Origin of the sequence: Streptomyces griseus subsp. griseus (assembly GCF_003610995.1) — a bacterium.
GTDB lineage: Bacteria > Actinomycetota > Actinomycetes > Streptomycetales > Streptomycetaceae > Streptomyces.
The window spans coordinates 5006269-5026596 of record NZ_CP032543.1; the positions used below are offsets into that span (position 1 = coordinate 5006269).

Annotated in this window: 19 protein-coding genes and 1 pseudogene; 12 read left to right on the forward strand and 8 right to left on the reverse strand. The window is 73.7% G+C overall.

Annotated features, from left to right (window positions below; all coding sequences use genetic code 11):
- The first annotated feature begins 60 nt into the window (after positions 1–60).
- Together D6270_RS22720 and D6270_RS22725 are read left to right on the forward strand one after the other, a co-directional pair.
- Entirely contained in the window at positions 61–1821 is a 1761-nt protein-coding gene (locus D6270_RS22720; protein WP_109163763.1) for an ABC transporter ATP-binding protein, read from the forward strand.
- Positions 1818–3790: pseudogene (locus D6270_RS22725) on the forward strand (ATP-binding cassette domain-containing protein). Before D6270_RS22720 ends, D6270_RS22725 begins: the two are co-directional and overlap by 4 nt.
- Here D6270_RS22725 and D6270_RS22730 read toward each other — a convergent pair.
- From D6270_RS22730 to D6270_RS22740, 3 genes are all read right to left on the reverse strand, one after another.
- A complete protein-coding gene (locus D6270_RS22730; protein ID WP_109163761.1) occupies positions 3759–4376 on the reverse strand; it encodes a response regulator transcription factor in 618 nt (205 codons plus the stop codon). The pseudogene D6270_RS22725 and the gene D6270_RS22730 sit on opposite strands and share 32 nt — an antisense overlap.
- 315 nt (positions 4377–4691) lie before the next feature.
- Positions 4692–5573 carry a transglutaminase family protein gene (locus D6270_RS22735; protein WP_109163760.1) on the reverse strand — a complete coding sequence of 294 codons (882 nt, stop codon included), beginning with the start codon at positions 5571–5573 and terminating at the stop codon, positions 4692–4694.
- Positions 5574–5644: 71 nt separating this feature from the next.
- Complete coding sequence (locus tag D6270_RS22740) at positions 5645–6652, reverse strand: GNAT family N-acetyltransferase (protein ID WP_109163759.1); 1008 nt, start codon at positions 6650–6652, stop codon at positions 5645–5647.
- A gap of 117 nt (positions 6653–6769) precedes the next feature.
- Between D6270_RS22740 and fdxA the strand changes: the two genes are divergently transcribed.
- Both fdxA and dapC read left to right on the forward strand, forming a co-directional pair.
- A complete protein-coding gene (fdxA, locus tag D6270_RS22745) occupies positions 6770–7090 on the forward strand; it encodes a ferredoxin (protein WP_109163758.1) in 321 nt (106 codons plus the stop codon).
- 120 nt (positions 7091–7210) lie between these two features.
- On the forward strand, positions 7211–8305 hold the full coding sequence (gene dapC / locus D6270_RS22750; RefSeq protein WP_109163757.1) for a succinyldiaminopimelate transaminase: 1095 nt from the start codon (positions 7211–7213) through the stop codon (positions 8303–8305).
- A gap of 103 nt (positions 8306–8408) precedes the next feature.
- Here dapC and D6270_RS22755 read toward each other — a convergent pair whose 3' ends face one another.
- A complete protein-coding gene (locus D6270_RS22755) occupies positions 8409–8846 on the reverse strand; it encodes an ATP-binding protein (protein ID WP_109163756.1) in 438 nt (145 codons plus the stop codon).
- Between the two features lie 289 nt (positions 8847–9135).
- A complete protein-coding gene (locus D6270_RS22760; RefSeq protein WP_204117068.1) occupies positions 9136–10056 on the reverse strand; it encodes a hypothetical protein in 921 nt (306 codons plus the stop codon).
- Positions 10057–10152: 96 nt separating this feature from the next.
- On the opposite strand from D6270_RS22760, the gene dapE reads away from it, so the two are divergent.
- Together dapE and D6270_RS22770 are read left to right on the forward strand one after the other, a co-directional pair.
- Entirely contained in the window at positions 10153–11232 is a 1080-nt protein-coding gene (gene dapE / locus D6270_RS22765) for a succinyl-diaminopimelate desuccinylase (protein ID WP_109163754.1), read from the forward strand.
- A 120-nt stretch (positions 11233–11352) separates the two neighbouring features.
- Positions 11353–12138: an LOG family protein gene (locus D6270_RS22770; protein WP_109163753.1), complete on the forward strand. Its 786-nt coding sequence runs from the start codon at positions 11353–11355 to the stop codon at positions 12136–12138.
- Positions 12139–12336: 198 nt separating this feature from the next.
- On the opposite strand, the gene folP is transcribed toward D6270_RS22770, so the two are convergent.
- The gene (folP, locus tag D6270_RS22775) at positions 12337–13209 is read right to left on the reverse strand and encodes a dihydropteroate synthase (protein WP_015611164.1); all 873 of its coding nucleotides are present in this window, start codon (positions 13207–13209) and stop codon (positions 12337–12339) included.
- 128 nt (positions 13210–13337) lie between these two features.
- Here folP and D6270_RS22780 point away from each other — a divergent pair, with 128 nt between their 5' ends.
- Positions 13338–13751, forward strand: coding sequence for a cell division protein DivIVA (locus tag D6270_RS22780; protein WP_225977078.1), 414 nt, complete (start codon positions 13338–13340; stop codon positions 13749–13751).
- The gene (locus D6270_RS22785; protein ID WP_109163751.1) at positions 13748–14344 is read left to right on the forward strand and encodes a DNA-3-methyladenine glycosylase I; all 597 of its coding nucleotides are present in this window, start codon (positions 13748–13750) and stop codon (positions 14342–14344) included. The genes D6270_RS22780 and D6270_RS22785 overlap by 4 nt, the downstream gene beginning before the upstream one ends.
- Positions 14345–14348: 4 nt before the next feature.
- On the opposite strand, the gene D6270_RS22790 is transcribed toward D6270_RS22785, so the two are convergent.
- Positions 14349–15161, reverse strand: a complete 813-nt coding sequence (locus D6270_RS22790; RefSeq protein WP_109163750.1) for a 2-cyclohexenylcarbonyl CoA isomerase — start codon at positions 15159–15161, stop codon at positions 14349–14351.
- 318 nt (positions 15162–15479) lie between these two features.
- Here D6270_RS22790 and D6270_RS22795 point away from each other — a divergent pair, with 318 nt between their 5' ends.
- Positions 15480–15647 (forward strand): DUF3117 domain-containing protein, encoded by a 168-nt coding sequence (locus tag D6270_RS22795; protein ID WP_003966491.1) that lies wholly within the window; start codon positions 15480–15482, stop codon positions 15645–15647.
- 121 nt (positions 15648–15768) lie between these two features.
- Here the strand turns inward: D6270_RS22795 and D6270_RS22800 are convergent, their stop codons facing one another.
- The gene (locus D6270_RS22800; RefSeq protein ID WP_093692458.1) at positions 15769–16434 is read right to left on the reverse strand and encodes an O-methyltransferase; all 666 of its coding nucleotides are present in this window, start codon (positions 16432–16434) and stop codon (positions 15769–15771) included.
- Between the two features lie 177 nt (positions 16435–16611).
- Between D6270_RS22800 and sigE the strand changes: the two genes are divergently transcribed.
- From sigE to D6270_RS22815, 3 genes are all read left to right on the forward strand, one after another.
- Positions 16612–17370 (forward strand): RNA polymerase sigma factor SigE, encoded by a 759-nt coding sequence (sigE, locus tag D6270_RS22805; protein ID WP_202417997.1) that lies wholly within the window; start codon positions 16612–16614, stop codon positions 17368–17370.
- Positions 17367–18434: an anti-sigma factor family protein gene (locus D6270_RS22810; protein WP_109163749.1), complete on the forward strand. Its 1068-nt coding sequence runs from the start codon at positions 17367–17369 to the stop codon at positions 18432–18434. The genes sigE and D6270_RS22810 overlap by 4 nt, the downstream gene beginning before the upstream one ends.
- A 112-nt stretch (positions 18435–18546) precedes the next feature.
- The gene (locus tag D6270_RS22815; protein WP_109163748.1) at positions 18547–20262 is read left to right on the forward strand and encodes a S1C family serine protease; all 1716 of its coding nucleotides are present in this window, start codon (positions 18547–18549) and stop codon (positions 20260–20262) included.
- The last annotated feature ends 66 nt before the right edge of the window (positions 20263–20328 follow it).

Consider the following 20328-nt stretch of genomic DNA (forward strand, 5'->3'; position numbering starts at 1 on the left):
GCGGACCGGAAGGGGAGAGTACGTGCGGACCGACCACCGCGAGCCGGAAAGGAACACCCCGTGCGGCTGAAGCCCCGCCCCGCGACCGCGTCCGGCACCCGGCGGCTCGCCCGGCGCCATCCCGCCGCCCTCCTGGCCCTGTTCCTCTGCTCCACCGGCGGCGCGCTCGCCGCCCTCGCCCTGCCCGCCGCCCTCGGCCACACCGTCGACGGGCTCATCGACGGCGGGCCCGTGCCCTGGTCCGGGCTGCTGCTCTGCGCCGTGCTGACCCTCGCCGAGACCGGGTTCGACGCGGGCGCGGCCGTCCTCGGCACCAGCACCACCGCCCGCCTCACCGCCCATCTGCGCACCCGCACCACCGCCCGGGTCCTGGCCGCCGAACCGCGCGCCGCCCTCGCCGTACCGACCGGCGACCTCACCGCCCGGCTGACCGCCCGCACCGCCGACGCGGCGGCGGCACCCGTCACCGCCGCCGGAGCCGTCGCGGGCGTCCTGCTCCCGCTCGGGGCGGTCACCGGCCTCTTCCTCATCGACCCCTGGACGGCGGCCGCCTTCCTCCTCGGCGCGCCCCTCCTCGTCGCCCTCCTGCACACCTTCACCCGCCGCACCGCCGACGCCGGGGCCGACTACCAGCGCGCCCAGTCCGTCATCGCCCACCGCCTCACCGAGGCCCTCGACGGCGCGGACACCATCCGCGCGGCCCGCACCGGCGCCCGCGAGTACCGCCGCATCCTCGAACCGCTGGGCGCCCTGGCCGACCACGGCCGCCGCACCTGGACCGTGTACGGGCGTGCCTCCGGCCAGAGCGCCCTGCTGCTGCCGCTCCTCATGCTGCTGGTCCTCGCGGTCGGCGGACTCCGGCTCGGCGCGGGCGCGATCGGCGTCGGCGACCTCGTCGCCGCCTCCCGGTACGCGGCCCTCGCCGTCGGCATCGGCGCCCTCACCGGCGCGCTCGGTGCCCTCGCCCGCAGCCGCGCCGCCGCCCGCACCCTGGACCCGCTGCTCACCCTGGACCCGCTGCCGCACCGGGGCCTCGGCCCGGTCCCCGGCGGCCCCGGCCACCTCGAACTGCGGGACGTGAGCGTCGTACAGGACGGACAGCCCCTGCTCACCGGCGTACGCCTCACCGTCCCCGGCGGTACGTCGCTGGCCGTCGTCGGCCGCTCGGGCTCGGGCAAGTCGGTGTTCGCGGCGGTCGCCGGACGGCTCATCGACCCGGACACCGGGACCGTGCTCCTCGACGGCGTACCCCTGACCGCCATGGACCCCGCCCTCCTGCGCCCCGAGGTCGCCTACGCCTTCGCCCGCCCTGCCCTGTCCGGCACCACGGTCGAGGACACGATTGCCTTCGGGCCGTGGACCGCCGACGCCGAGGCGGTACGGGACGCGGCCCGGGCCGCTCGTGCCGACGGCTTCGTCGGGCTCCTCCCGTACGGCTACGCCACCCCGCTCACCGACGCCCCGCTCTCCGGCGGCGAACGCCAACGCCTGGGCCTGGCCCGCGCGTTCGCCCATCCCGGCCGGCTGCTGATCCTGGACGACGCGCTCTCCGGCCTCGACACCGTCACCGAGCACCACGTCCGCCGCGCCCTCGACGAGCGGGCCGGGCGCTCCACCCGCGTGATCGTGGCCCACCGGCTCTCCTCGGCGGCCCGCGCGGACCGGGTGCTCTGGCTGGAGGACGGCCGCGTCCGGGCGACGGGTCCGCACGAGGAGCTGTGGGCGGATGCGGAGTACCGGGCGGTGTTCCGTACGGAGGCGGGGGAGCGGCTACCACCACCGCCGCGCTCCGAAGCGATGCAGGAAGCGGAGGCCCGGTGAAGGCACCCCGACCGGCCCGGGGCGACGCACCCCGACCGGCCCAGGGCGACGCACCCCGACCCGCCCAGGGCGACGCCCGCCGCAACGGTGCTCTCACCCGGGTCACCCGTGACGCCCGCCCCTTCCTCCGTGCCCGCACCGGAACCGTCCTGCGGCTGGCCGGCTGGTCCCTGCTGGAGTTCGTCCAGACCTTCCTGGGCGGATTCGGCGTCGCCAGGGCCCTGGACCACGGCTTCCTCGCCGGACGCCCGCTGACCGGCCTCCTCTGGCTGGCCGTCGCCGCCGTGGCCGTGCTCCCCGCCCAGCTCGCCACCCGGGGTGTCTTCGGGCGCCTCGCCGACCTGGTGGAGCCGCTGCGCGACGGGCTGGTGCGGCGCGCGGTCTCCCGCGCGCTCTCCGGCGCCCTCGCGCATCCCGCCGGCACCACCGCCCGCTCCCTCTCCCAGGTCACCCATCAGAGTGAGATCGCCCGCGACGGCTGGGCCGGACTCGTCCTGACGCTGCGGTCGTTCGTGTTCACGGTGGCCGGGGCGGTGGCGGGGCTGCTGGCCCTGGAGCCGAGGCTCCTGCTGATCGTGGCGCCCCCACTGGTCCTGGGCACCGCCCTCTTCCTGGCCACCCTGCTGCCGATGGCCGCCCGCCAGCGCGACTACCTCACCGCCGACGAGGCGTACGCCGCCCACGCGGGCAGGACCGCCGCCGATCTGCGGGACATCGCCGCCGCCGGTGCCGCCGACCGCACGGTGGCGGAGTCCGGCGCGCTGGCCGGCGACCAGGTCCGCGCGGCCCGTTCACTGGCCCGCTGGTCCGGCGTACGGGTGGTGGCGCTGGCGGTCTGCGGCCGCTTCCCACCTCTCCTGCTGCTCCTCGGCGCCCCCTGGCTGCTCCGCAACGGCCTCACCCCGGGCGCACTGGTCGGCGCGCTGACGTACCTCACCCAGGCGCTCGCCCCGGCGGTGCAGGCGCTGATGACCATGCTCTCCACGGTCGGCGGCCGCCTGCTGGTGGTCCTGGACCGCTTCACGGACGCGCCGCCGCCTCCGGCCGAGGACACGGACGCCGACCGGCTGCCCGCTGTGCCAGCCGCCCCGGCCAAGGACAAGGCCCACGACCGGGCACCGCTCCCGGAGGATCACGCCCCCGTCGCCCAACTCCGTTCCGTCACCTTCGCGTACGGCCCCGCCGCGCACCCCGTCCTGGACCGGCTCTCGCTCACCGTCGACCCCGGCGAGCACCTGGCCGTCGTCGGGCCGAGCGGCAGCGGCAAGTCGACGCTCGCCGCCGTGCTCGCGGGGTGGAGGCGCCCACCGGCGGCTCGGTGCGGTGGCACGGGCGGCCGGTGCGCGGGGCCGATGCCACCTCCGTACGGGTTCTGCTGCCCCAGCACGCCTACGTGTTCACCGGTTCGCTGCGGGACAACCTCCGCTACCTCCGCCCCGACGCGAGCGACCGGTCCGTCACCGCCATGATCGACGCGCTCGGCCTGGACCCCCTGATCTCCCGGCTCGGCTCCCTCGACGCGCCCCTGGAACCGGACCGGCTCTCCGAGGGCGAACGCCAGCTCGTCGCCCTCGGCCGGGCCTATCTGGCGGCCCCGCCCCTCACCGTCCTCGACGAGGCGACCAGCCGCCTCGACCCGGCCGCCGAGACCCGTGCCGAACTGGCCTTCGCCGCCCTGCCGGGTGCCCTGGTCGTCGTCGCCCACCGCCTCAGCTCGGCCCGGCGCGCCGACCGCATCCTCGTGATGGACGGCCCCCGCACCTGCTGCGGCACCTCCGCCGAACTGCTCCGCACCTCGGCCCTCTACCGGGACCTGGCCGGACTCTGGGAACCGGACGAGGAGCCCCGCCGCGACAACGGTGAACCGGACGAGGAGCCCCGCCGCGACAACGGCCAACCGGACGAGCAGTCCCGCCGGAGCGGCCGCGGGAACGGGCTCATATCCACCCCGCCTCCTTCGCTCTTCTGATCGCGTCGACCCGATTACGCGCCCCCGACTTCCGGATGGCAGCGGCGAGGTAATTCCGTACCGTCCCCGGGGTCAGATGCAGCCGCTGCGCAATTCCGGAGACGGTTTCCCCGCCCTCGGCAAGGGAGAGCACGCTCAATTCCCTGGGGGATAAGGGCATGTCGGCCACCTGTAACAGGCTGAAGGCAAGTGACTCGTCGATATGCCGCCCGCCGTCGGCCAGTTTGTGCATGACCTCGGAGAGATCCTCCACCGGACGGTACTTGTCGATATAGCCGCGGGCCCCCGCCTCGTACGCCCGGCGCAGCCCGCGCGGCCGGTCGCTGCGGGTGAGGACCGCCAGCGGACAGCATCTGCCGTGCGGTTCGGCCAGGGATCTCACCTCCTCCAGGACGTCCAGCGCGTCCGGACAGTCGAGGTCGGTGAGGAGCACATCCGGCCCCGGGACCGGTCCTGCGCCGACGAGTGCCGAACGTATCGCGCCCCGGTCGGCGGTCCGTACGTCTATTCCCTGCCCCGAGCCGAGCAGGGAGGCGAGCGAAGCGCGCCACAGGGGCACGGTGTGGACCAGCAGAACGGTTGTCATCAAGCTGCCCTCGGCATTTCTCTCCTGGCGCGCGCACTACAGGCGTATCGCAGAATGCGATGGTGTGTGCGCGTCGGGTGACGGGTCTCCAGTGGAGCGCATGAGCATTCGGGTACGCCGACGAATTGGCGGATTCCCGTGCCTGATGGGCGCGGATGGGGGCGTTCGGGGGTACATCGGGAGCGCACGGAGTGTCGGACTGGCCGGAACCGGCTCCCCGGGGTCCGGCGCGGGGGGACGGAAAGGTGCGGTTTCCAGCCGGAATTCGGACTGCTTTCCGGCCAGATCCACCGGGCCCCTGGCCCTCCAAGGGCCTCAGTTGAGCAGCGCCCGCGCCGCCTGCGCCTTCCGCCGGATCGTCTCGGCCGTCGTCGGTTCGATGGCGTCGAGGACCTCCGCGTACTCCTCCATCTCCGACGCCCCGCGCTGGAACTCCCCGCGCTGGACCAGGAGCTGGGCCCGCTCGTAGCGCAGCCGGGCCGGGCGCGAGGGCAGGAGGAGCGAGAGCTCCACCGCCCAGAGGGCCACATCCGTTCGCTCGGGGCGGGCGGCCGCCCAGGCCCTGATGTTGTTCAGGATCCGCAGCACGGTCTCCAGCGGCCGCGCGGGCGTCAGCATGGACGGCTCAAGCCGCGACCCGGTCGCCGCGGTGACCAGGAGGTCGGCGTCGTCACCGGTCAGTGGCGCGCCCCCGGTGAACGGATCGACGAGCACCGGCTGCTCCGGGTCGCCGAAGCCGACGACGAAGTGGCCGGGCAGCGCCACCCCGTAGACCGGGGCGCCGGCCCGCCGGGCGACCTCGATCCAGACCACCGAGAGCAGGATCGGCAGCCCCCGGCGGCGCCGCAGAACCTGCTGGAGAAGCGAGGACTCCAGCCGCTGGTAGTCGCCCGATGAGCCGCCGAACTCGAACCGCCCGCCCAGCAGTTCCGCCAGCGCGGAGGCCCAGCCGGCGGGGGAGCGGGAGCCGTACGGCAGCAGCCCGGCGAGCCGGTCCAGTTCGATCTGGGCCGCGTCGATCCCGTACGGGTCGGGGGAGGTGTGGTCCGGATCGACCGGGCGGGGCTCCTCCGGGCCGACCGGGCCTGCCTCCGCGCCCAGCAGCAGACAGAGCAGCGCCAGATCCGGCCGCTCCGACCGGGCCTCCTCGGCGAACTGCCGCCGGCGGTCGGCCGTACCGGAATCCTGCGCGCTCATATGCGACCCATGCCCCTGCTCGTCCCTGCTGCTGGCTGCCCCCGCCCGGCCAGGGGGGTCTGCGGTCCCCGCTATGCGGGCCGGAAGTGGTGGTAGCGGTGGTGCGCCGCGAAGCCCATGCCGTCGTACAGCGCCCGCGCCCCTCCATTGTCCTCCTCCACCTGGAGCCAGGCGGCCGAGGCGCCCTCGTCCAGGGCCCGCCGGGCCAGTGCCGCCATCACGGACGTGGCCAGCCCGCGCCGCCGGTGCTCGGGGGCGACCTCGACGGCCATGAACCCCGCCCAGCGCCCGTCCACGACACACCGGCCGATCGCCGCGGGAGCATCCCCACCGGCCTCCCCGCCGCCCGCCACCGTGGCGAACCAGACCGAGGGCCCGCTGCCCAGCACCCGCAGCACATGCGGGCCGGGGGTGGAGAACCGCTGGTAGCGCGCGAGCCACGCCTCGTCCGGCGTGCGGCTCAGCCGTACCGCCGACACCTCCGCGTCCAGGTCACCGACCGGCGCCAGCGCGGCGATCCGTACCTCCGCGGTGACCTCGCGCCGCCACCCGTGCCGCTCCAGCTCCGCGCAGAGGGCCTCCTGCGTTCCCCCGGCCCCGGTCGCCGTCTGGATGTACGGGGGCAGGCCCCGCTCCTCGTACCAGCTCTCGACCCGCCCGAACGCCTCGCCGAGCGGCATCCCCGGATCGCCGAGCGGCAGCGCGGAGTTGGCACGCCGGGTGAATCCCCCGGCGGCGCGCAGCCGCCACTCGCCCAGGGGCTCGCTCTCCACCGGCTGCCAGGCCCGCGCGGTGACGGCGGCCAGCTCCTGGAAGGAGGCGGCCGGACCCCGCCGACGGGCCGGGGCGGCCGGGACGACCTTGCCCGCGACCAGGGAGGATTCCGCGATGTGGACGGACTCCCCGCTCTTTCGTGTGATCGCGACCACACCCTCGTCCCATGATGTGAGAACGCCGACCGTGTCGGTGAACTCCGCGCCCGCGCCGGCCTTCTCGGTACGCCGCCGGACGGAGACGCGTTTGCCCACGTCAGCCGGTGTGATGCGGACTTCCAGCCGTCCGCCCATGGTGAATTCCACAGCTCTGTCCGCCCCTCCTGTTCGGATCGTGCCCGAGAACGGAGATACTAGGGGCGGGCATCGACGACGCCGCGCTCCCGCGCGAGAGCCAACGCCCTACCGAGGAGGAACGACAGCGTGACCTACGTCATCGCGCAGCCTTGTGTCGACGTGAAGGACAAGGCCTGCATCGAAGAGTGCCCCGTCGACTGCATCTACGAGGGCCAGCGGTCCTTGTACATCCACCCGGACGAATGCGTCGACTGCGGAGCCTGTGAGCCGGTCTGCCCGGTCGAGGCGATCTTCTACGAGGACGACACCCCGGAGGAGTGGAAGGACTACTACAAGGCGAACGTCGAGTTCTTCGACGACCTCGGCTCGCCGGGCGGTGCCTCCAAGCTGGGCCTCATCGAGCGTGACCACCCGTTCGTCGCAGGACTGCCGCCGCAGAACGCGTAACCACCGGCACCATGTGCGCAGCCCGGTCCCGTACGGCTTGTCACCGTGCGGGACCGAGGCGTTTCCCCGTACGGCCGTCAACGGCCCGAGCCCCCGAGCAACCCGAGAAAGCAGAGTCCCGTGTCCGCAGTCTCCTCCCGCCTCCCGGTCTTCCCCTGGGACAGGCTCACGCCGTACAAGACGACGGCGCAGGCCCACCCGGACGGCATCGTGGACCTCTCCGTCGGTACGCCGGTCGACCCGGTGCCCGAGGTGATCCGGCAGGCGCTCGTCGCCGCCGCCGACAGCCCCGGCTATCCGACGGTGTGGGGGACCGAGGCCCTGCGCGACGCGCTCACCGGCTGGGTGGAGCGGCGGCTCGGCGCGACCGGTGTGACCCACGCCAACGTGCTGCCGGTCGTCGGTTCCAAGGAGCTGGTGGCCTGGCTGCCGACGCAGCTCGGCCTCGGCGCGGGCGACAGGGTCGCCTACCCGCGGCTCGCCTACCCGACGTACGAGGTCGGCGCCCGGCTCTGCGGCGCCGAGCCCGTCGTCTACGACGACCCGACCGAGCTGGACCCGGCCGGGCTGAAGCTGCTCTGGCTCAACTCGCCCTCCAACCCCACCGGGAAGGTGCTGGCCAAGGACGAGCTGGTCCGGATCGTCGCCTGGGCGCGGGAGCACGGTGTGCTGGTCTTCAGCGACGAGTGCTACCTGGAGCTGGGCTGGGAGGCCGAGCCGGTCTCCGTCCTCCACCCGGACGTCTGCGGCGGCCACTACGAGCGGATCGTCGCCGTCCACTCGCTCTCCAAGCGCTCCAACCTGGCCGGCTACCGCGCCGCCTTCATCGCGGGCGACGCGGCCGTCCTCGGCGAGCTGCTGCTGATCCGCAAGCACGGCGGGATGATGACGCCCGCCCCCGTCCAGGCCGCCGCCGTCGCCGCCCTCGGCGACGACGTGCACGTGGCCGAGCAGCGCGCCCGGTACGCCGACCGCCGCCTGGCCCTGCGCGCCGCCCTGGAGGCGCACGGCTTCCGGATCGAGCACAGCGAGGCGAGCCTCTACCTCTGGGCGACCCGCGACGAGCCGTGCTGGGAGACCGTGGCGTACCTCGCGCAGCTGGGCATCCTGGTCGCGCCCGGCGACTTCTACGGCCCGGCGGGCGAGAACTTCGTCCGGGTGGCGTTCACCGCGACCGACGAGCGGGTGGCGGCGGCGGTCAAGCGGCTGTCCTGACCCGGTGCGTACGGGGCGTGCCCTGATGTGAGGCGCACGTACGAGAGGGGCCCGGGGAGTGCGCACCCCCCGGGCCCCTCTCGCATGTTCGTACGTCGGCGGGTCAGCCGATCGGCAGGCCACCCAGCGGCAGCGCGTCGGTGGGCAGGCCGCCCGCGAGCGCGTCGGTCGGCAGGCCGCCACCGGCGGCACCGGCGATGCCGCCGACGGCCTCGCCCGCGCTGCCCGCGGTCTGACCGGCGGTGTCCTGGACGGCCGGGGCGGCCACCTTGGCGGTCTGGCCCGCGGTCTTGCCCGCGGCGGGCAGGGCGGTGCCGACGAGGCGGCCGCCGGTGTCACCGGCGGCCTGGGTGCCCTGCCGGGCGGCGCTGTCCACGGTGTTGCCGAGACCGGCACCGTCCAGCGCGGTCAGACCGCCGAGGTCCGGGGTCTGCGGGAGCTCTGCGGCGCTCGCGGCGCCGGCCGCACCGACCACGGGGGCCGCACCCGCGGCGATCAGCAGCGCGGTACGAGCGATCCGACGGGTCAGGGGGAGGGACATGGTGCTCCTTCGACGGGATGGTCAGTGATTCGGTCCGGTGAGCCGGACGCACTGAACAACAGGGCCGAGGGGAGGGAAAGTTGCGGCGGGCAGAGGTAAAAGCTGAGCAACGCGTCCGATAATCCGCAGTGGAGGAACCCGGGCAAACGATCCATTCCGAAACCGTTCGATGAACCGTCACTTCCCTTGGGCTGCAAGGGAATCGGTGCGGGATGAACGGACCGTCGAAGAGGGGGTCCAGGGGGCCTCGGGCGGCCGCCTCAAGGGACCGTACGGGTGATGGATCGTACTACTGAGCGACCCGGATTCCGACGGCCCTCGTGTCCGGTTCCTCGCCCTTCGTACGTTCCGTCCGCCAGCCGGAACCGGCCTCCCAGACCCGGCCGGCGAAGCTCACCCGGTCGACCCGCAGCTCGTCGGAGTGCGCCACCGCCCAGTGCGCCAGCTCCCAGCCGCGCCGAGGGCCGCCCTCCGCCTTCGCCCGGGCCGTCGCCGGTACGGGCACCGAGACCGTGGCGGCCGCCGCGGCGCCCGCCGCCTTCGGGGCGGGCAGGACGTCCTTGCCGAAGACGCGGACCAGTTCGGCCCGCACCTGCGCCGCGTCCCCGGGTCCCTGGGCGGTCCTCTTCGACGGCGTGCAGTTCAGTGCGGCGGGCTCGCGCCCGGTCAGCGCGGCGGCCAGCAGTGCGGCGTCCGGCTCGTGCTTCGCGTACGCCTGCGGGAAACCGCTGCGCTGCACGCGCTGCGCGGCGACGGTCAGCGGGAGCCGCGAGTACCCCGGGACCTCGGCGAGGTGGTCGTAGAACTCCCCGGCCGAGTACACCGGGTCCATGATCTGCGCCACGGTGCCCCAGCCCTGCGAGGGCCGCTGCTGGAACAGGCCCACCGAGTCCCGGTCCCCGTGGTCGATGTTGCGGAGCGTGGACTCCTGGATCGCCGTCGCGATCGCGATGGTCACCGCCCGCTCCGGCATCCCGCGGGTGGTCCCCACGGCGGAGATCGTCGCCGCGTTGGCCGCCTGGTGCAGGCTCATCTCGTAGGTGTGGTCCCCCTCGGGGGCCCGGACCACGCAGCGCGGTGCGGACTCGGTGGTGGAGGAGTCGTACTGCACGGCCAGATAACCGCCCAGCGCGGCGAGCACGGCGAAGGCGGCCGCGTAGCGGAGAAGACGGCTGCGGCGACGGCGGGCGGGGCTGGCTGTCCGGGGCACGGGCCCCACCGTACTGGAGGGTACGGCCGGGGGCCGATATCCCGGCCCTCCGGGGCCGCGGCAGGGCCCCCACCCCGGTCCTCTAGGGTCGTGGCCATGTCCGACAGCACGCTTGACCTGACCCTGGACGGCCCGGCGCTCACCGCCCGGCTCGTCGACATCCCCTCGGTCAGCGGGGAGGAGAAGGCGCTCGCCGACGCGATCGAGACAGCGCTGCGCTCCCTGCCCCATCTGACCGTCGACCGCCACGGCAACAACGTCGTCGCCCGCACGAACCTCGGCCGCACCGAGCGTGTCGTCCTCGCCGGGCACATCGACACCGTGCCGATCGCCGACAACGTCCCCTCCCGCCTCGACGCGGACGGCGTCCTCTGGGGCTGCGGCACCACCGACATGAAGGCCGGAGTCGCCGTCCAGCTCAGGATCGCCGCGACGGTCCCCGAGCCCAACCGCGACCTCACCTTCATCTTCTACGACAACGAAGAGGTCGCCGCCGACCTCAACGGCCTCGGCCACATCGCCACCGCCCACCCCGACTGGCTCGCCGGAGACTTCGCCGTCCTCCTGGAGCCCTCCGACGGCGAGGTCGAGGGCGGCTGCCAGGGCACGCTCCGGGTCCACCTCCGTACGACAGGCGAGCGGGCCCACTCCGCGCGCAGCTGGATGGGGTCCAACGCCGTCCACGCGGCGGCCCCGGTCCTGGCGAAGCTGGCGGCGTACGAGCCCCGCCGCCCGGTCATCGACGGCCTCGAATACCACGAGGGGCTCAACGCCGTCGGCATCGAGGGCGGCGTCGCCACCAACGTCATCCCGGACGCCTGCACCGTCGTCGTCAACTACCGCTACGCCCCCGACCGCACCGAGGAGGAGGCCATCGCCCACGTCCGCGAGGTCTTCGCCGACTGCGGGGTCGCCGAGATGATCATCGACGACCACTCCGGCGCGGCCATGCCCGGCCTCTCCCACCCCGCCGCGAAGGCCTTCATGGCGGCGGTCGGCGGCACCGCCCGGCCCAAGTTCGGCTGGACGGACGTCTCCCGCTTCGGCGGCCTCGGCGTCCCCGCGGTGAACTACGGCCCCGGCGACCCGATGTACGCCCACAAGCGCGACGAGCACGTGGTGGTCGAGAAGATCACCCACTGCGAGGACCGCCTCCGCTCCTGGCTGACGTCCTGATCCTCTGACCGCCCGACGCACGGCATTCCCCCGTACGTAACCTCCGCCGATCTACGCTGGCCGGACGCAGCACGACACAGCCCGGCCCAGGACGACGCGGGTCGGTGGAGGGAGCGGAACATGGGCAACGCCGAGGACGCACGAATCCCCGAAGGCGCGGAGGTCCCCGAGGGCGCGGTGGCCCCCGGGGAACAGTGGCTGGGTCCGGTGGTCCGCCGCAGGGAGCAGGTCCAGGCCGGCACGACCGATCAGCGGCTGCTGGACTCCGAGGGCGACTCCGAGTGGGTGCACACCGACCCCTGGCGGGTGATGCGCATCCAGTCGGAGTTCGTCGAGGGCTTCGGCGCCCTCGCGGAGCTGCCGAGCGCGATCAGCGTCTTCGGCTCGGCCCGCACCCCGGCCGGATCGGCGGAGTACGAGGCCGGCGTCCGGATCGGCAAGGCGCTGGTCGACGCGGGCTTCGCGGTGATCACCGGGGGCGGCCCGGGCGCGATGGAGGCCGCCAACAAGGGGGCCCGGGAGGCGAAGGGCGTCTCGGTCGGCCTCGGCATCGAGCTGCCCTTCGAGTCGGGGCTGAACCCGCACGTCGACATCGGCGTCAACTTCCGCTACTTCTTCGTCCGCAAGACGATGTTCGTGAAGTACGCCCAGGGCTTCGTGGTCCTGCCCGGCGGCCTCGGCACCCTGGACGAGCTCTTCGAGGCCCTCACCCTCGTCCAGACCGGCAAGGTCACCCGCTTCCCGATCGTCCTCTTCGGCACGGCCTACTGGGGCGGCCTGGTCGACTGGCTCCGCGAAACGGTGGTCGCCGGCGGCAAGGCCTCGGAGAAGGACCTGCTGCTCTTCCACGTGACGGACGACGTGGACGAAGCGGTGACGCTGGTGACGAAGGAGGTCGGACGGTAACTGCCGTCTCGTCCCCGAGCTCCACGGCCGGTCCGGCGCAACCGAGCCCGTCCGGTGTTCGAGGACACCTTTTCGGCCCGTCCGGCCACCCCCAAGCCCGTCCGGCGATCGAGGACATCTTCTCCAGCCCGTCCGGCGCTTGAGCGGCGGGGCCCAGGGGCAGCGCCCCGGGTCCCGCACGCCGGGCAGCCGGCCGGCCTACGCCAACCCCCGCCGCGCCACCGCCGGAGGCCTGTGCCCCGCGATCGACGCCACCATGTCCAGCACCTGCCGCGTCTCCGCCACCTCATGCACCCGGTACACCCGCGCCCCCAGCCACGCCGACACCGCCGTCGTCGCCAGCGTCCCGATCACCCGTTCCTTCACCGGCCGGTCCAGCGTCTCGCCGACGAAGTCCTTGTTGGACAGCGACACCAGCACCGGCCACCCCGTCTCCGCCATCTCCTCAAGACGACGCGTCGCCTCAAGAGAGTGCCGCGTGTTCTTACCGAAGTCATGCCCCGGGTCAATCATGATCCCGTCCGCCCGCACCCCGAGCTCGACCGCCCGCTCCGCCAGGCCCACCGTCACGCGCAGGATGTCCGCCATGACATCGTCGTACGCGATCCGGTGCGGCCGGGTCCGCGGCTCCGCACCCCCCGCGTGCGTGCACACGAGCCCCGCCCCGTACCGCGCGGCGACCTCCGCGAGCTTCGGGTCGACCCCGCCCCACGCGTCGTTCAGCACATCCGCCCCGGCCTCGCAGACCGCCTCGCCCACATCGTGCCGCCAGGTGTCCACGCTGATCACCACATCCGGGTGGCGGCGGCGGACCTCGGCGACGAACCCCACCGTGCGGCGCGCCTCCTCCTCGGCGCTCACCTCCTCGCCGGGGCCGGCCTTCACCCCGCCGATGTCGATGATCGCGGCGCCCTCGGCCACCGCCTGCTCCACCCGCGCGAGCGCCGGCTCGTCCTGGAACGTCGCGCCCTGGTCGTAGAAGGAGTCCGGGGTCCGGTTCACGATCGCCATGATCACCGGCTCGTGCGGCCCGAATTCCCGCCGCCCCAGCCTGAGTGCACCGCTCCGCATCCCGTACTTCCTCCTCAGATAGCCCGCAGATGGCCCGTCTGCGACCCTAAGGCCTTTCGTGGTCGGCCCCGACTTGTCGGTGCCGCATGGCACGATCGGAGCCGGTCGAGGTTTCCGCCCCCGGGGAGATGCGCGTGTTCTGGTTCTTGCTGCTCACGATGGTCGTGGTCGTTACGGCGGTCACCCTCGCGGTGGTCGGCGGTGGCGGGAGCGCCGTGCTCCAGGACGTGGAGCCCGAGCGGTTCACCGACCCGCTGCCCGCGACCCGCCCGGTCGGCCGGGCGGATGTGGAGGCGCTGCGCCTGCCGATGGCCGCCCGGGGCTACCGGATGGCGGACGTCGACGAGGCGCTCTCCCGGCTCGGCGCCGAGCTGGCCGAGCGGGACGCCCGGATCGCCGAGCTGGAGTCCGCCCTGGCCGGGGCGCAGGCCTCCGCGGTGAGCACGGGCGCCGATCTCTTCAAGCAGCCGGGGGACCGGCCCGCGGAGCCCGGCGACCCGCAGTCCGGCGGCCCGGCCCGCGGCGAGGACGACGGCCGATGAGCGGCGGAGCCGTGGCCGCCCCCGACGGCGGGCTGCGCTGCCCCTGGGGCCTGTCCACCGAGGACTACCTCGCCTACCACGACACCGAGTGGGGCCGCCCGGTCCACGGGGACGACGCCCTCTTCGAGCGGCTCTGCCTGGAGGCCTTCCAGTCCGGGCTCTCCTGGCTGACGATCCTGCGCCGCCGCGAGACCTTCCGTACGGCCTTCGCCGAGTTCAAGATCGCCGAGGTCGCGAAGTTCACCGACGCCGACCGGGAGCGGCTCCTCGCCGACCCGGGCATCATCCGCAACCGGGCCAAGGTCGACGCCACCCTCGCCAACGCGAAGGTGCTCGCCGGCTGGCGGGCCGGCGAGCTGGACGAGCTGATCTGGTCGTACGCCCCCGACCCGGCCGGCCGCCCCGCCCCGCGCGCCCTGGGCGACGTCCCCGCCGTGACCCCGGAGTCCACCGCGCTCGCCAAGGAGCTGAAGAAGCGCTCCATCCGCTTCGTCGGCCCCACCACCGCCTACGCCCTGATGCAGGCGTGCGGCCTCGTCGACGACCACCTCGCCGACTGCGTGGCCCGGGGTGGCGGCTCCCCGGCCGGGTGAACCGCTACTTCCCCAGGTAGAGGGGCTTCTCCTTCTTCAGGAACGCCTCCACCGCGATGGTGTGGTCCTGCGACGCGCCCGCCCGGGTCTGGAGTTCGTCCTCCTTCTCCAGCGTCTCGGCGAGCGTGTGCCCGGCGCCGTACGCCATCGACTCCTTGAGCGCCGCGTACGCCACCGTCGGGCCGTCCGCCAGCGCCCGGGCCACCGCCGCGGCCTCCTCGGCCAGCCTCTCCGCCGGGACCACCCGGTTGACCAGGCCCAGCTCCAGGGCGTCCTGGGCCGAGATCGAACGCGGGAAGAACAGCAGATCGGCGGCGCGGCTCGCCCCGACCAGCCGCGGCAGCGTCCAGGACACGCCCGAGTCGGCGGTCAGGGCGACGCCCGCGAACGAGGTGTTGAACGAGGAGGTGTCGGCGGCCACCCGGTAGTCCGCCGCCAGGGCGAAACCGAACCCGGCCCCGGCCGCGACGCCGTTTACCCCGGCGACCACGGGCTTGGGCATCTCGGTGATGGCCCGCACGATCGGGTTGTAGTGCTCCTGGACCGTGCTCAGCGCGTTCCCGCTGCCCGACTCACGGGTCGCCGTCAGCGTGGCGACGTGCTCCTTGAGGTCCTGTCCGACACAGAAGGCGCGCCCGGTGGCCGTGAGCAGAACCGCCCGTATCGCCGTGTCCGCGGCCGCCGCCCGCAGCGCGTCCCGCAGGGCGACCTTCGCCGCGGTGTTCATGGCGTTCATCGCGTCGGGTCGGTTGATCGTGATCGTCGCGAGACCCTCGCTCACGTCGTACAGCACGGTGCTCGCCTGCTCGTCGGCCATTGCGGTCCCATCCCCTCACTGCTCGGGCATCGTTGCCACTGGAGGCAAGCATGGCCGACGCGGGCCGGTGCGCAGATGTGACCTGCGTCTAACAATTGGCCCTCACCTGGGGCCCCGGGGCGGCGCAGTATCGCAGCCGGATCGCCGAATTGAGTGGTTTTGAGAGAGCGCGTTGCGCAAGCGATGCAGAGCGATGTTGGTCATCGGGGTCGTTGATGCGGGATAATGGCGAAGAAGCAATGTGTTCGATGCCGGTGAGGCAGCGCCTGTCATGGGGCCGCCGGTTGCGATGAGCTGGTTTCAGGAAGGGGAACGAGCATGGCGGCCATGAAGCCGCGGACGGGCGACGGCCCGCTCGAGGTGACAAAGGAGGGGCGGGGCATCGTCATGCGCGTTCCGCTCGAAGGCGGCGGTCGGCTTGTTGTCGAGCTGACTCCGGACGAGGCCGATGCCCTCGGCGACGCGCTGAAGAAGGTCGTCGGCTGACGCGGAACGCCCATCACCTTCACCACTGCCCGGTACGGATCTCCGTACCGGGCAGTGGTGCGTTCACCGGCGTCGCTCCGGGTGCGGGGTCAGCCGCGCCGGACCGCGCCCGGGCTCGGGGTCAGCCGCGCCGGACCGCGCAGAGCAGCCCGTCGCCGACCGGCAGCAGCGTCGGCATCAGTTCCTGGCTCTCGCGCACCGCGCGCAGCAGCTCCCGCAGCCGCAGCACCTCGGCGGGCTGGGCGGCGGAGTCGACGGTGCGGCCGTCGGCGAAGACGCCCTCGAAGCAGACCAGCCCGCCGGGGCGCAGCAGGCGCAACGATTCAGCCAGGCAGTCGAGGCTCTCCAGCCGGTCGCCGTCGCAGAAGACGAGGTCGTAGCCGCCGTCCGCGAGCCGGGGCAGGACGTCCAGCGCGCGGCCGGGGATGAAACGGGACCGGTTGGAGGCGAAGCCCGCCTCGCGGAACGCCTCCCGGGCGAACTGCTGGCGCTCGGGCTCCGGGTCCACCGTGGTCAGCACACCGTCGGGACGCATCCCGTGCAGCAGATAGATGCCGGACACGCCCGTGCCCGTGCCGATCTCCGCCACCGCTTTGGCATCCGCGGCGCCGGCCAGCAGGCGCAGCGCGGCGCCGGTGCCCGGTGACACCGAGCGGAGCCCCAGCTCACGGGCCCGTTCCCGGGCCCGGTGCAGGGCTTCGTCCTCGGCGACAAAGGCGTCGGCGAACGCCCAGCTCGTCTGCCGGTTGGCGGTAATGACCCTCTCCTGTCCCCGTAGTTGGCGCAACGGTGACTGTATCCGCTGGACCCGGGAACCCGCAGATGGGACCGGGCGTTGTGCAAGGAGTGGGGAAAGCGCAGCGCCCCGGCCCGCGGATCGGGCCGGTGAGCCTGTGCGAAGTCCCGGGTGAAGCCCGGCCCCAGCAGGGAAAAGGCTTATCCGGAGCTAACGGGCGAGGTGGCTATGGTAGGGGCTCCGCTGGACACCACCAGAGCCGATAGGGGAGGTGCGGCTGCGCCTGTGGATCAGGGCGGGCTGCTGCGGCGCCTTCTCAGGTCGGCCGGTGAGCCGAAATCCGTGACCAACACTGCTGACCGTTCTTCCGAAATCTCCGCACCGACCGCGACCTTCGCCTCCGATGCGGACCAGGCGTGGACCCCGCCCTCATGGGAAGAGATCGTCAGCACGCACAGCGGTCGCGTGTACCGCCTTGCCTACCGGCTGACGGGAAACCAGCACGACGCCGAGGACCTGACACAGGAAGTCTTCGTCAGAGTCTTCCGCTCGCTGTCGACATACACGCCCGGCACCTTCGAGGGCTGGCTGCACCGCATCACCACCAATCTCTTCCTGGACATGGTCCGGCGCAAGCAGCGGATCCGCTTCGACTCCCTCGGTGACGACGCGGCCGAGCGGCTGCCCAGCCGGGAGCCGTCCCCGCAGCAGGTCTTCAACGACACCCACTTCGACGCCGACGTGCAGCAGGCGCTGGACACCCTCGCGCCCGAGTTCCGCGCCGCCGTCGTCCTCTGCGACATCGAGGGCCTCAGCTACGAGGAGATCGCCGCGACCCTGGGCGTGAAGCTCGGCACCGTGCGCAGCCGTATCCACCGCGGCCGCTCGCACCTGCGCAAGGCGCTCAAGCACCGTTCGCCCGAAGCCCGCGCCGAGCAGCGCTCACTGGCGGACGCGGTCCTGACGGGGGAGGGCGGACTGGCGTGAGTGGCACAGGTCCGACCGGTCCCACCCCTGCCGAAGCGCACCTGGGGGACCGGCTCGCCGCGCTGGTCGACGGCGAGCTCAATCACGACGCCCGCGAGCGGGTCCTCGCCCATCTGGCGACCTGCACCCGGTGCAAGGTCGAGGCCGACGCCCAGCGCCGCCTCAAGAGCGCCTTCGCCACCTCCGCCGCGCCCTCGCCCTCCGAGGGCTTCCTGGCCCGTCTGCAGGGCCTTCCCGGGGGCCCTGGCGCGGACGGCAGCGGCTCCGGCGGGCCGTTCGGCTCCGGCGGGCCGTTCGCCGACGAGTTCTTTCCGCCGCTGCGGTCCTCCGGCTCCACCCACCGCGACACCGTGCGGCCCTCCCCGCTGGACGACTTCGGGTATCTCCCGACCGCCCATGGCTCCACCGCCGTGCTGCCCGGCGGCTCCCGTTCCGCCTTCCGTATCCACGAGGTGGCCCGGGACGCCGAGCGCTCGCCCTGGCGCGGCCGGCGCTTCGCCTTCGCCGCGGCCGGTGCGGTCTCCCTGGCGGCCATCGCCCTCGGTGGCACCCTGCCGCTGGACTCCGGCCCGGACCCCGTCCTGCGCGCCGAGGGCAGCGGCAACAGCGTGACGCCCCTCGACGCGGAGACCCGCGCCGGCGGTGCGAACGAGACGGTCAGCCGTCGTGGCGGCGTGCAGTCGGTGGGCGGCGACCGTCTGGCGGTCAACCGGTCCGCGGCCGACGTGTCCTCGACCGGCTCGCAGCGGCCCGCACCCACGCTCACCACACCACCGGCCCCCCTCGCCCCGGGGGTGAAGCCGCCCCTGTCCGCGCGGGCGCAGACGACGGCCCCGCCGCTGTTCTCCAGCTCGGCCCTGGGCGGGCACCCCTTCACGTTCCCCGTGCTGAACGTGTCCGTGCCGCCGCTGATACGTCCCACCGGTGGCTCCACCCCGCTGCTCGCGGCGGTGCTGGGCAGCGGTTCGACGGCGAAGGCGCTCACCACACCACCGGTGCCCTCGGGGCCGGGGCAGCCCGCCCCGACCAACGACCTGGCGAGTCCGCTCACCCCCCGACGCTGACCGGCCTCCCGGCCCGACGTGGACGGGACCCTGCGCAGGGATTCGCAAACCTGGTTGAATTCCGGGGAAGGACGCCTCGGTGGGGCGTGCAGAGGCCAGTTGCGGGGAGAGCATGGACGACGGGAAGCCCACCGGGCCGCAGGCGAAGTGGTGGAGCCGCCCCACGACGGGGCGGCCCGGCCACGACGAGCCGGAGAGCCGTGGCCCGGGTGAGGGCGAAACCCCGTCGGGCCGGAGCGACGACGCCGGGCGGACGGACATCTCCGCGCCCGCCGCCGCCCAGGAGCCGGTCCGCCCGCCCGGGCCGCCGCTGCACGAGCCCGACGCCTACAGCACCCCGCCCTACGGCGGCCCCGGACCGTGGGCGCCCGCACCCCCGGTCCAGCGCCCGACCCCGGCCCACGGCACCCCCGTACCCCCGCAGGCCGCACCCCCGTCGCCGCCGCAGGCCGCCCCCGGACCGCCGCCTCCCGCCCCCGTACCGCCGCAGTCCCCGCCTCCCGCCCCCGGACCGCCGCAGAGCTCCTCGGAGCAGGCGCCGTACGGGAGCGGGCCCGAGCCGGCGCCGTACGGGAGCACCGACGGGGCCGGGGCGCCCCTGGCCGGGCCCGGTGGGGAGCAGCGGGCCTCGCAGTGGCTCCAGTACGACCCGTGGGGTGCGCCGGGGCAGCCGCTGACCCAGGTGGGACCGGCGGTCGGCACCGAGCCGGGGCGGCGGAAGAACCGGCGCGGCGGGGCCTTCGCCGGAGCGCTGCTGCTGGCCCTGGTCGCCAGCGGGATCGGCGGCGGGGTCGGCGCCTACGTCGAGCGCAACGGCGGCCTGACCACCGTCGAACTGCCCCAGGCGAGCCGCACCACCACCGACCGGGCGCCCGAGAGCGTCGCGGGCATCGCCGCCAGCGCCCTGCCCAGCGTGGTCACCCTGCACGTCAGCGGGACCGCTGAGTCCGGCACCGGCACCGGCTTCGTCCTCGACGCCCGGGGCCACATCCTCACCAACAACCACGTCGTCGCCCCGGCCGGGTCCAGCGGCGACATCACCGTGACGTTCAGCAGCGGCGAGACGGCCGCCGCCGAGCTGGTCGGCAAGGACAGCGGCTACGACCTCGCCGTCGTCCGGGTCCGCGGGGTCTCCGGCCTCAAGCCCCTGCCGCTGGGCAACTCCGACAACGTCCAGGTCGGCGACCCGGTGGTGGCCATCGGCGCCCCCTTCGACCTGTCCAACACGGTCACCTCGGGCATCATCAGCGCCAAGCAGCGGCCGATCACGGCGGGCGGTGAGAAGGGCGACGGCAGCGACATCAGCTATGTCGACGCCCTCCAGACCGACGCCCCGATCAACCCGGGCAACTCCGGCGGCCCGCTCGTCGACACCCAGGCCCATGTCATCGGCATCAACAGCGCCATCCGCGCCGCCGACAGCGGCAAGGGGACCGAGCGCGGCGGCCAGTCCGGCTCCATCGGCCTCGGTTTCGCGATACCGATCAACCAGGGCAAGCGCGTCGCCGAGGAGCTGATCAACACCGGCCGGGCGACCCACCCGGTGATCGGCGTCACGCTGGACATGAAGTTCACCGGCGACGGCGCCAAGGTCGGCGAGAAGGCCGAGGACGGTCCCGCGGTCACCAAGGACGGCCCGGCCGCCAAGGCCGGCATCCGGTCCGGTGACGTGATCACCGCCGTCCAGGGCCAGCGGGTGCACAGCGGCGAGGAGCTGATAGTGAAGATCCGTGCCCACCGTCCGGGCGACCGGCTGGAGCTGCGGCTCACCCGAGGCGGCAAGGAGCTGACCGTCACGTTGACACTCGGCTCGGCCAGCGGCACGTGAACGACACGGCAAGGTACCGCCCGGACAGGTCGGCCAGGTACCGTTGACGGGTCCGGGCACTCGTCC